The sequence below is a fragment of the Rhizobium sp. CAU 1783 genome (assembly GCF_054551725.1).
The window spans coordinates 137,328-148,440 of the sequence record NZ_JBTOLM010000007.1 but is presented as its reverse complement, the minus strand read 5'-3'; the positions used below and the strand labels follow the sequence as shown (position 1 = coordinate 148,440).

Below are 11,113 nucleotides of genomic sequence, written 5' to 3'. Positions count from 1 at the left end.
GTTCAAATCCTGCCCCCGCAACCAACGAAACTTGTAAGTTCTCCCATTCCCGAAACTTCTGCAAAAGCTCCTCAGCATAACCCGCGAGGAGCTTTTTGCGTTTGGCAGCCATGTCGATGCTCGCCGGTGACCCAATCCGTGCCATCAGGTCGTTGCCCGCCGCAGCGAGGAACTGCTGCTCCATCAAATCCAGGCCCTCCAAGAAAGCCATGATGTTGGCGATGGGCACAATGCACCTGCTGGCTTGCCGGCAGGCTGCCGCAGATGCGGCGGCACGCACTGAAACAGAAGCGCGAGAAACCGTGGAAAAGAAACCGCATTGCACGGGTGCTCGAGGACGAGGCCGCTCGCAAGGCTGAGCGTGATCGGCGCTATGCCAACCGCAAGGCCCGACGCGCCTAGCATTCGGGTTTCGGACATTCGATCGAATCTGCGGGGCCGCGGGGCCCTGCGGCGCCAGGCGAAAACGGATCCCTCCAGCCGTCTCTTCTGGTGCGGTTGCAACCCGTATGACAAACAACAGAGGTCGATTGTTATGGCCAAAGGGAACAACGAGGCTTAGTATTTCTCGGTGTGCCGGGCCAGAAGTCAATTGCGATAGTCAGCCCTGCGATGGAGGGGATAGCCGATGCAGCAATTCGGGGACCCGAGTGACGCGAAAAGGCTCGCGCTCGCCATCGTTGAAAGCATACCGGAACCCTTCGTTGTTCTCGACAGTCATTTGCGGCTGGTAGCGGCCAACAGCGCCTTCTTCGACACCTTCGAGATCGATCCTGGACGTTCACATGGGATCAGCCTGTTCGATCTGGATAGGCGCCAATGGGATATCCCGGTGCTGCGCCAGCGTCTTGCTGCAGCCATCCCGGATCATCCGGAGATATCCGCCTTCGAGTTCGACAGGGATGTCGCCAAGATCGGACGCCGTACGCTGCTGATGTCGGCGCGAACCGTCGATTACGGTGGATCCTCCGCCCCGAACACGCTGCTTGCATTTCGCGACATCACCGAAGCCAGGCGGGCGGAAGCCGAGAAACAGGCCCTGCTGGAGAGGACGGAGGAATTGCTCGTCCAACAGCGCGTTCTCTTCCAGGAAATGCAGCACCGCGTGGCCAACAGCCTGCAGATCATCGCCAGCATCCTGATGCTCAAGGCCCGTGCAGTGACGTCCGAGGAAAGCCGCCGCCATCTCGAAGACGCCCACCAGCGCGTCATGTCGGTCGCAACGGTGCAGAATTACCTGCACCTGACGGATGGCGTCGACGAGATCGAAGTTTCGGCCTATCTGCGGAAGCTCTGCGACGGATTGGCAAAGTCGATAATTCTGGATAGCCGGCCCATCTCGATTGATCTGCATGCCAGTGAAAGCACCATCCCGTCACGCAACGCCGTAAGCATCGGCTTGATCGTGACCGAACTTCTCATCAATGCCATCAAATATGCCTTCCCGGTGTCCACAGGGTCTGAAAGGGTTCTCGTCAGCTATGAGACACGCGACACTGACTGGCGGCTTGTCGTCGCTGACAACGGTGTCGGTCGCAGCGTGACGGAAAAGCCGGCCGAGCCCGGATCTGGCCTCGGATCTTTGATCATCGAGGCGCTGGCGAAACAGCTCGATGCGCGGGTCCAGATTGTATCCAGCGATAAAGGCATGAGTGTCACTGTGGCCCATGCGACGTTTCATTCGAACACCAGCACCGCAGCCTGAGGCTTTTCCCGCTGCATGGCGGGGTGACGCTGACAAGTGTCTCCATTCGCGATCCCGGGATGGAGAGGAACGCCGCTGCGCCTCAACCGTTGTCATGAATAAACTGGTTTGGCGGCATTGCAGAAAGATGGTGCCATGAAGATTCGCGCAGGGTTTAACATCGAATGCGATTGTCAGAACGAGACGTCGATGCTGCTCGTCCTCAAGGTTCACCCATCGAGGGAACGGGACCTCTGCAGCGAGCAAACCCTCTCCTTTAACCGCATGATCCCCCAGCGCGATTGTCTCGATGCTTATGGCAATGCCTGCAGCCGGATCGTGGCGCCTGCTGGCCGAACGATGATCTCGGCCCAATTCGACGTGAGCGACAGTGGCTTGGCGGAATTCCTGCCCGAACTGGCGGTTCAGCTTCCAATTCCGGACTTGCCCGACGATGTCCTGGTTTTCCTGCTCGGGAGCCGTTACTGCGAGACCGACCGTCTGGCCGATTTTGCCTGGAAGCAGTTTTTTGCGACGCCTCTGGGCTGGGCGCGGGTGAAGGCCATCCTCGACTTCATCCATGGCCATCTTGTCTTCGATTATGACAGGGCCGACCCGACCCGCACGGCTCCCGGCGGCTTCGTGGACAGGACAGGCGTCTGCCGCGATTTCTCCCATCTCACCATCACGCTCTGCCGATCCTCAACATCCCGGCTGCACCGGTTACCTCGGGGGGTATCGGCGTGCCAAAGGATCCGCATCCCATCGATTTCAGCGCCTGGTGCGAGGTCTGTCTCGGCGGTCGCTGTGGGACCGTCGATGCGCGCCACAATGTCCCGCGTATCGGTCGCATCCTGATGGCGAGGGGGCGTGATGCCACGGATGTCGCGCTCTCGACAGCCTTCGGGCCAGCAACGCTGACGCATTTCGAAGTGGTCACGGAAGACGTCGACTGACGGCCACCAAGCACCTGGCGCGATGGACCGAAGACCTCAAACCATCGCCATTGGCTCAAGGCCGAACCGACGAGAAGAAGGTGCCCAAATGACCATCCAGCGAGCAAGCTTCTACGTACTCCTTCTGATCGTGACGGTCGCTTTCGTGTGGCTTCTCATTCCCTATTACACAGCGGTGTTGTGGGCCGTCATCCTGGCGATCCTTTTCTTCCCCGTCCACAAGCGGCTGGAGCGGTGGCTGGGTGGTCGCGCAACGATCTCGGCATTGCTGACGCTGCTCCTTTGCATCTGCCTCGTTATCCTGCCGGCTCTCGGTATCCTGGCATCCCTTATTGAGGAAGGGACGAGCCTCTATCAGCGCATCAGCAGCAATGAAATTGACCTGAACGCTCATCTTCTACGTTTGCAGGCGGCGCTTCCTGAATTTGTAGGCACCTGGCTGACTTCGCTGAAGCTTGATGGCTTTGCCGAGTTGTGGGCACGGCTCTCGTCTGGCCTGATGGAGGCTGGCCAGTCAATTGCAGGCGGTCTGTTAAGCTTCGGTCAGAATACGCTGCAGTTCTTCATCAGCATGGGACTGATGCTCTATCTCCTGTTTTTCCTGTTTCGGGATGGCGCATCCCTCGGAAAGATGCTGCGCCACTCCATTCCGCTGAGCGACGACTACACGCGACAGTTCGTCGACAAGTTCGCCGCTGTTGTCCGCGCCACAGTCCGCGGCAATGTGATCATCGCAATCGTCCAAGGTGTCATCGGAGGCTTAACCTTCTGGGCCTTGGGCGTAGAAGCAGCCCTCCTCTGGGGCGTAGTGATGACTTTTCTGTCGATGCTGCCGGCCATTGGCGCGGCGATCGTCTGGGTGCCCGCCGCCATCTGGCTCTTCCTGGTCGGTGCCTGGATCAAAGGAATGATCATGGTCCTAGTCGGTGCCTTCATCATCGGCCTGATCGATAATCTCCTCAGACCTCCGCTCGTCGGTCAAGGTGCGAGGCTACCTGACTATGTCGTTCTGATTTCGACCGTAGGCGGGATATCACTCTTTGGCCTGAGTGGCTTTGTCATTGGCCCTATGATTGCGGCGCTCTTCATTTCCGCGTGGTCCCTGTTCACCAAACAACAAGATCAGCGGGCGGAAATTCGAGCCCAACCGATGGATTCGAGAAGAAGGGCTGAAGAGAAGTCCTCGGAATAAATTACGGCGCCCGCGCTGACAGTCGTAGGGCATGGCAGCTCTCATAAATCTGTAGATTCACCAGTGCCGCATCTTTACGCTGTTTGTGAGCTGCTATTGCAATTTCTGATTTGTGCACTATCTAAAGGTTAATGGCAGCCACGTTACGGGCGCTGTCATTTTACGGGCGGCACGCACCTGAGCCCCAGCAAAAGGAGGACAATATGTCTTCCCACAGCAATCTACTTCTGCTTGGCACAACGGATATCTGCATAGTCAGAGCCGTTCTTCGACGCACGGGATTTCAGTACGAAGAGCCGATGGGTGAACTCGACCGCAATGCAGCCAGATACGCGCTTGAACTTTATCAGAATGAAACGAGGGAGCCAGATGTTCTGATCGCTGCGGTCAGCACTTGGGCAGAACGTGTCTCTGAGGTGCGCGCTCAATCGACCGCCATGGAGATAGGCATATGAGCCTCTATTTTGCGAACAGGACACGGACCTACGACGACCGCCGCGGTGTCATCCGGTTTGTCGGCTACGACGGATTGAAACAGATCGTCTTCCTTTTGTCCGTGGGACTCTTTGAGCAGGACAGTTCTACCGCGAGACCGCGCGAGCAGGGCTATCTTTTGGCCTTTGATCGGTCCTACAGCCGTATCCTGGAGATCGCGCGCGCTCTGTATCAGAAGAACAACCGTCCGATGATAAAAATGGACGCGAACGCTGTCGGCTCTTCACTGCGGTCCGCCAACTGACTCGTTACCGATCACCGTCTCAGTGGAATCCAGATGAGGAGTTGACCATGACACTCGAAGTCCATGTTTCCGTGAGCGCGGTGGAGGCCTATGAACGTCCTGAAGGACGTTTGTTCGCCCTGCCATGGTAGGCCGGCTTACGTTACGCGGCGCTGAGGCCAAGGCCGATCAGCGGACTTTACGATCTCTGCTCGAGCGTTCCGACTATGCGACTTGTGATCTTGAAGCCCAGGAGGGACGCGATCGGGTACGCGAGCATCGGATAATTGACCAGATTAATGACGGCATGATCATGCCCACTGATGACCCCGCTTCCAAACGGCAGCGGGTCTTGGCAGATCGTGCGGCGCTTTCTCGCTGGGAAGATGAGGGTGGCAGTTCTTCCCCTTCCGGCCATTCTGAAAATCCAGTGCCGGAGGGGAGCGACGATGGCCAAGGGCGATGACATCGTGGTTCTGGCCGATGCCAGGTCGAGCTTGGCTGCTGCAGGGCGGATTAACCCGAAGATCGCCGACATCAGACATAGCGATCCGCGCCAAGCATGCACGGTGCTCATATTCGCGGACAGGATCAATTCGACCACAGCAACCGAGCCGTGACACTCTCAGGCTCTTGTAACGCCCCCATATCGCAACGTCACCAAAGGGATTGGAATATTAGATGTTTACGCGAACGAAGAAGAGAACAGTGAATTTCAAGGCGCCCTTCACATTGACAGGTCTGCAGGGCGCTTACCCGCCGGGAGACTACGATATTCTGGACGACGAGGAACAAATCGTTGGTGTTTCCTGGCTCGCCTTTCGGCGTGTCTCCACCATGATCGAAGTAGCCTCAGGCAACAAGAAGAGCTTGTTTGCCATCGATCCGTCGGAACTCGATGCGGCCCTGGAAAAAGACAAACTGCTTGCAGTCCCGGAACAGTGATTGGGAATCGATCAAAGACCCGTCAGGCCTTCAGTCCGGCCCACGCCGAGCCAACTCTATAAGGAGTAACGGCATGCCTTCTCATCGTTTTACCATCGGCCAGATGGTCCGCCTCGTCACGACCAAGGGGCTGTCGCCTGCTGCCGCAGTCACCTACACAGTCGCGGCTCCGATGCCCGCCTATCAGAGCAGCCCCCAATACCGGCTCTGGAATGTTGAACTTCACCAGGGCCGTGTCGCGCTCGAACGGGATCTGGAAGCGGTGGAACTGCAATGATCTTAACGCCTTGACCGCTTGCGGGAAGGAGCCTGCCACATTTGTTCTGAAGGGAACGCCCATGAACCACCTAACGCGTATCGCCTTCATCGGGAATTCTCCCCCGCGACAGTGTGGCATCGCCACCTTCACGAGTGATCTATCCCAGGCCATGGCCGGAACCGCCTCACATGTCCGGACCAGCATCATTGCCGTGACCGACGAGGAGCAGAGTTATGCCTATCCTCCCGAGGTGATCTTCGAGATCCGGGAGTCCGAGCCTGAAGATTATGTGACTGCGGCCAGAATCCTGAACCAGGGCCTGTTCGACGCTGTATCCCTGCAGCACGAATTCGGTATCTTCGGTGGACCCGATGGTGAATTCATTCTGACACTCCTGTCGCATCTGCGGGTGCCAGTCGTCACGACCTGCCATACGATTCTTGCAGATCCGACCCCTTCGCAACTCCGCGTGCTGAAAAAGGTCGCCGCACACTCCAATCGCATTGTCGTCATGGCGGAGCGCGGACGTCTCTTGCTCACGCAGGTCTATGGGGTTGCGCCAGAGAAGATAGACGTCATCGCGCACGGCATACCTGATCGCCCCTTTCATGACCCGGAGTTGGCCAAAGTCGAACGGGGTTACGTGGGACGTCCGATCATCCTGACATTTGGCCTGCTCTCTCCGAACAAGGGGATCGAGGTGGTGATCGATGCCATGCCCGCGATCCTGGAGCAGAACCCTCGAGCGCTCTATATCGTGCTTGGGGCCACCCATCCGACATTATTGCGCAAGCAGGGCGACACCTATCGAGACAGCCTGCGTCACCGCGCGGAAAATCTCGGGGTCGACCACGCCGTGGAGTTCCTCAATCATTTTGTTGACCTGCCGACACTGCTCGACTTTATCGCCATGTGCGACGTCTATGTGACGCCTTATCTCGACGAAGCGCAGATGACGTCTGGAACGCTGGCCTACAGCTTCGGCATGGGCAGCGCAGTCGTGTCGACCCCCTACTGGCATGCCCTAGAGCTTCTGACGGATGCACGCGGCGTTCTCGTTCCTTTTGGCGACGCATCGGCGACCGGCAAGGCGATTGCCGCTCTGCTCGGCGACGATGCCCGTCGAATGGCCATGCGCCACCTCGCATACGATGCGGGACGCTCGATGATCTGGTCCCATGTGGCCGAACTCTATCTGGAGAGCATGGCAAAGGCGCGCGAATCCTCCCGGCCGAAACTCGTCAGTGACCTCGTCTCCTTGCGCATCAAGCAGCCGGCGCAGCGAACAGCGTTGAAGCTTGGGCATTTCCACGCCATGTGTGACGATACCGGCATTGTTCAACATGCCGTCTTTTCTGTGCCCGACAGATCCCACGGTTACTGCGTGGACGACAATGCGCGGGCGCTGCTTCTATCTTCTCTGCTGTCGAAAGCTGCCGAGATTGGAATTGCCGATCGGACGACGGCGTCATTCGCGGCCTTTGTCGAGCATGCGTGGAATCCGGAGACAGGTCGTTTCCGCAACTTCATGAGCTTCGATCGCCGCTGGCTCGAGGACGAGGGGTCCGAAGACAGCCACGGAAGGACGCTCTGGGCCTTGGGCGGCTGTGCGCTGTCCGATAGCGATGCACCTCGCCGCCACTGGGCAAGCGCGCTCTTTGCGAAAGCCATGTCCGTTACGCTCGGCTTTCGCTCTCCCCGAGCCTGGGCTTTCACGCTACTCGGGTTGAACGACTACTGCAGGGCCAATCCCCACGATTCCCACGCACGTATGCTGCGCATTCGGCACGCCGAAAATCTGATGGATCTGGAACGGCGTGTATCGAAGAACGGGCGCCGCTGGTTCGAGGAAGGACTATCCTACGAAAACGCGCGACTTAGCCAGGCTTTAATTGTTACGGGCCTGTCTACCAAAGTGTCTGCGTTTGTCGAAACGGGATTAGCTACCCTTCAATGGTTGATGGTCCAGCAGACTGCAGACGCAGGTCACTTTCGTGCCATTGGCACTGAGGGCTTCTTCGAAATCGGCAAGCCCCCGAAGCCATTCGATCAGCAGCCGGTGGAGGCCACGGCAACGATATCGGCATGCCTTGCCGCTTATGAAGCGACCTCCGACAAGCACTGGATAGAGGTTGCCAACAGAACCTTCAATTGGTTCACGGGCAGCAACGATCATGGGATCTCCCTTGTCGATCCGGAAACGGGAAGTTGCCGTGACGGCCTACACGCAGACCGCCCCAACGAGAATCGCGGCGCTGAATCCGTGCTCTGTTATCTGATCTCCTCAATCGAGATCGGGAGAGTTCATCAGGCCCATACGCCCATGCTTCCCGGGGTCGTTTTCCGGCAACTCTCATGAGCCGGATCACCCCTCATCCAGACAGAGCAGGATCCCTTTTGCCCCAAGACAGCCTTCTCAACCGGCAGGCTCTTTATCTCAGGCCCGACCCGACACGCGTGATCGTGCGCCCATTCAAGCCATCAACCGAGCCGCGCCACCTCAATCCACGTGACAAGAGCAGGGCAAATGAGATCGTTGACCGTGTTCTGTCGCTGGACCCGATCGCCACGGACCAACAGTTGCGCGACATCCTAGCCAATTTTGAAGGACGGCATCGCAACCTGCTGCGGCAGTTCGAACTGCGGGCGGATGCGATGGAAGATGCATTCCACCATCACCAGCGATTCAGCCAGCAACAGAGGCAGTTGGTCGGGGCCTATTTCATGAACGAGTATTCGTTCGAATCCGCAGCCCTCTTCAATCCCAGTATCGTTGCACATCCAGACCAGTCTGGCGTCGTCGAGGGTAGCAGGCGGGTGATCCTTAGTCTCAGGGCAGTCGGGGAGGGCCACATCTCCTCGCTAACCTTCCGCTCTGGTGTGCTTGATGCGAATGGTGCTTTGGCCGTCGATCCTCCGACACGGTTGGCGGGTCTGCCTGACATTCATGCCCAGGACGGACTCGCGCCGGCCGGCTGTATCGGGCTCAGCTTCAACCTTGACAGCGACCTCAGTGAGCGCGTTGTCTTCCCGGTCACCGAGGCCCAATCCAACGGCATCGAGGATGCCCGTTTCGTGGCCTTCGACGATGAAGGAAAGACCATTTATTTTGCAACCTATACAGCCTATAGCGGCTCATCAATCCGCTCGGAACTCCTTGAGACGACAGACTTCGCCAGCTTTACGCTGACCCCTTTGCGAGGACCTGCTGCCCGCAACAAAGGCATGGCGCTCTTTCCACGGCGGATCAACGGTCACTACGCGATGATTGCTCGGCAAGACAGCGAAAACCTGTTCCTCCTCTATTCTGATGATGTGCATTACTGGGAGGAAGGGCAGATGTTGATGAAGCCGGAATTTGCCTGGCAGTTCGTACAAATTGGAAACTGCGGCTCGCCGGTCGAAATCGACGAGGGCTGGCTTCTGTTCACCCATGGGGTGGGGCCCATGCGACGCTACGCGATCGGTGTGACCTTGCTCGACAAGCAGGACCCAAGCATCATTCTCTCGCGGACAGTCGAACCCCTGCTGCAGCCGGAGCCGACGGAGCGGGAAGGCTATGTGCCCAATGTTGTCTATTCCTGCGGTGCCATGCGACACGGCGATCTGATCGCCCTGCCTTATGCTGTGTCGGATACTTATTCCAACTTCACGACAATTAAGATCCGTGGGCTTCTGGAGACGATGCGCCCCGTCGCGACGAGTTCATGACGATGAACCGTATTGGAATGCGACCGAGAGGAGACCCGTTGTGAGCCTGTCGCTTCTCAAATCAAGGTTCCTTGAAGACATTTTGCCGACTTGGGCCTCACTGGGCTTCGACAATCACTGCGGGCAGTTCGTCGAATATCTGGCGCTCGACGGATCGCCCCAGAGTTCGGGTGAGGTCCGTAGCCGAACCGTGGCACGACAGATCTATGTGCATGCGCATGCGGCCCATCTCGGCGTTGCACCACCCGCTTCACTTCAAATGGCTGAGGCGGCCTTTGCCAATCTGCACCGCGTCGCTTGGATTGGCGGCAGGCGTGGCGGTTATGCTCGAGCTTTCAACCGCCATACCGACAGCATCACCGACCCCATCCGCGACCTCTATGACAGTTCCTGTATCCTGCTTGCCCTCTCCTGGCTGCTGACTGCCACAGGCAAGGACATGTACCGTCATCACATCGATCAGGCACTCATCGCAATCGACCGGACATTGAAGGATCCTTTCGGCGGGTGGGCCGAAGACAGCGACGGAAGCCTGCCGCGCAGGCAGAATCCGCACATGCACTACCTCGAAGCGACCCTGGCCCTTTGCGAAAACAACCGAACATCCGCTCACATGAGGGCGGAAAGTCGGGCGTTCGCACTCCTGCGCTCACATTTCCTGGTCGGACCAAAAGGGCCGCTTCACGAGTTCTTTGGGCCGCAATGGGAACTCGCCGCCCGATACGGATCCGATCGGCTGGAACCTGGTCACATGTGCGAATGGGTGTGGCTGACGACCCGTCATGACATGCTGACCGACAGCGACCACACCAAGATATGCCTCGACCTGTTCTCGACCGCTCTAGCGATCGGGCGCATCGAGGGTTCGCCCTTCCTTGTCGATGTCGTTTCGGCGGTTACGCCGATTACCCCGTCGCGGCGGCTCTGGCCTCAGGTGGAGATGCTGAAGGCCTTCTTGTCACTCTATGAGCGTTTCGGCTTTCGAGGATATCTTGTCGAGGCAGACGACGTGGCTGCTGCCATTCTGGGGACCTACATGACCGGAGCGCCTCCCGGTTGCTGGCATGACCGCCTCGACACCCAGGACATCTCGATTGCCCGCACAATCCCTGCAAGCTCACTCTATCACCTCTGGACTGCAGTTGCGGACCTGGTCGAAGATGGTAGGCAGGCACGCTCGCTCCCGGTCCGCAAGTAAAGCATCCTGACGTCTGGGAGACAGGGAAACTGTATGTCTTGACTTCAAGTTTGGAGGTTGAAAGCGGACTGTCCGTTTGCGGCCCCATATCGGACGTATACTCTTATTTACGAAGTGACAGCCGCCAGCGGAGGCGCGGATGGTCAACACTGGACAGGCGCAAAGCAGGACTTTGCAGGTCTCTGTGGCATCAGGCCCCCGCAACCAACAATCCCTCCCTTCAAGCCTGTCCGATCCCGGGCGCGAAGACTGCATCTTCCCTGGCCTGACCGCTCCTCCTCCTGCCGAACATTACCCGAAACCCGCAGGCTCAAATCCTGCCAGCGCCAACCAATAACATGTGTGAAGCCCGTCCGAACCATCGGCAGGGCCTTTGGCTTGTCTGAACTCAAAATGCTAGCGTCCCGTTCCGAAAGCCATAACACAAGGCGCAAAGCCCACCACCGAAGC

10 protein-coding genes and 3 pseudogenes are annotated in these 11,113 nt (G+C 58.2%); 12 read left to right on the top strand and 1 reads right to left on the bottom strand.

Annotated elements, in window-relative coordinates; genetic code table 11:
- Window positions 1-229: pseudogene (locus ACX93L_RS21155) on the bottom strand (recombinase family protein); the annotation flags it as partial.
- Window positions 230-242: 13 nt separating this feature from the next.
- On the opposite strand from ACX93L_RS21155, the pseudogene ACX93L_RS21150 reads away from it, so the two are divergent.
- The 12 genes and pseudogenes from ACX93L_RS21150 to ACX93L_RS21095 all read left to right on the top strand — a co-directional run.
- A pseudogene (locus ACX93L_RS21150) lies at window positions 243-402 on the top strand (DUF6481 family protein); the annotation flags it as partial.
- 226 nt (window positions 403-628) lie between these two features.
- Window positions 629-1,705 (top strand): sensor histidine kinase, encoded by a 1,077-nt coding sequence (locus tag ACX93L_RS21145; RefSeq protein WP_459406678.1) that lies wholly within the window; start codon window positions 629-631, stop codon window positions 1,703-1,705.
- A gap of 135 nt (window positions 1,706-1,840) precedes the next feature.
- Window positions 1,841-2,640, top strand: a pseudogene (locus ACX93L_RS21140) (transglutaminase-like domain-containing protein).
- A gap of 88 nt (window positions 2,641-2,728) precedes the next feature.
- Complete coding sequence (locus tag ACX93L_RS21135; protein WP_459406677.1) at window positions 2,729-3,832, top strand: AI-2E family transporter; 1,104 nt, start codon at window positions 2,729-2,731, stop codon at window positions 3,830-3,832.
- 203 nt (window positions 3,833-4,035) lie between these two features.
- Complete coding sequence (locus tag ACX93L_RS21130; RefSeq protein ID WP_459406676.1) at window positions 4,036-4,287, top strand: hypothetical protein; 252 nt, start codon at window positions 4,036-4,038, stop codon at window positions 4,285-4,287.
- Complete coding sequence (locus ACX93L_RS21125; RefSeq protein ID WP_459406675.1) at window positions 4,284-4,571, top strand: DUF1488 family protein; 288 nt, start codon at window positions 4,284-4,286, stop codon at window positions 4,569-4,571. Before ACX93L_RS21130 ends, ACX93L_RS21125 begins: the two co-directional genes overlap by 4 nt.
- A 428-nt stretch (window positions 4,572-4,999) precedes the next feature.
- Window positions 5,000-5,170, top strand: coding sequence for a hypothetical protein (locus ACX93L_RS21120; RefSeq protein WP_459406674.1), 171 nt, complete (start codon window positions 5,000-5,002; stop codon window positions 5,168-5,170).
- 88 nt (window positions 5,171-5,258) lie between these two features.
- Entirely contained in the window at window positions 5,259-5,495 is a 237-nt protein-coding gene (locus ACX93L_RS21115) for a hypothetical protein (RefSeq protein ID WP_459406673.1), read from the top strand.
- A 73-nt stretch (window positions 5,496-5,568) separates the two neighbouring features.
- Window positions 5,569-5,772 carry a hypothetical protein gene (locus ACX93L_RS21110; protein ID WP_459406672.1) on the top strand — a complete coding sequence of 68 codons (204 nt, stop codon included), beginning with the start codon at window positions 5,569-5,571 and terminating at the stop codon, window positions 5,770-5,772.
- 61 nt (window positions 5,773-5,833) lie between these two features.
- Window positions 5,834-8,113, top strand: coding sequence for a glycosyltransferase family 4 protein (locus ACX93L_RS21105; protein ID WP_459406671.1), 2,280 nt, complete (start codon window positions 5,834-5,836; stop codon window positions 8,111-8,113).
- Window positions 8,110-9,465, top strand: coding sequence for a glycoside hydrolase family 130 protein (locus ACX93L_RS21100; protein ID WP_459406670.1), 1,356 nt, complete (start codon window positions 8,110-8,112; stop codon window positions 9,463-9,465). The genes ACX93L_RS21105 and ACX93L_RS21100 overlap by 4 nt, the downstream gene beginning before the upstream one ends.
- Before the next feature lie 40 nt (window positions 9,466-9,505).
- Entirely contained in the window at window positions 9,506-10,663 is a 1,158-nt protein-coding gene (locus ACX93L_RS21095) for an AGE family epimerase/isomerase (protein WP_459406669.1), read from the top strand.
- Window positions 10,664-11,113 lie beyond the last annotated feature (450 nt).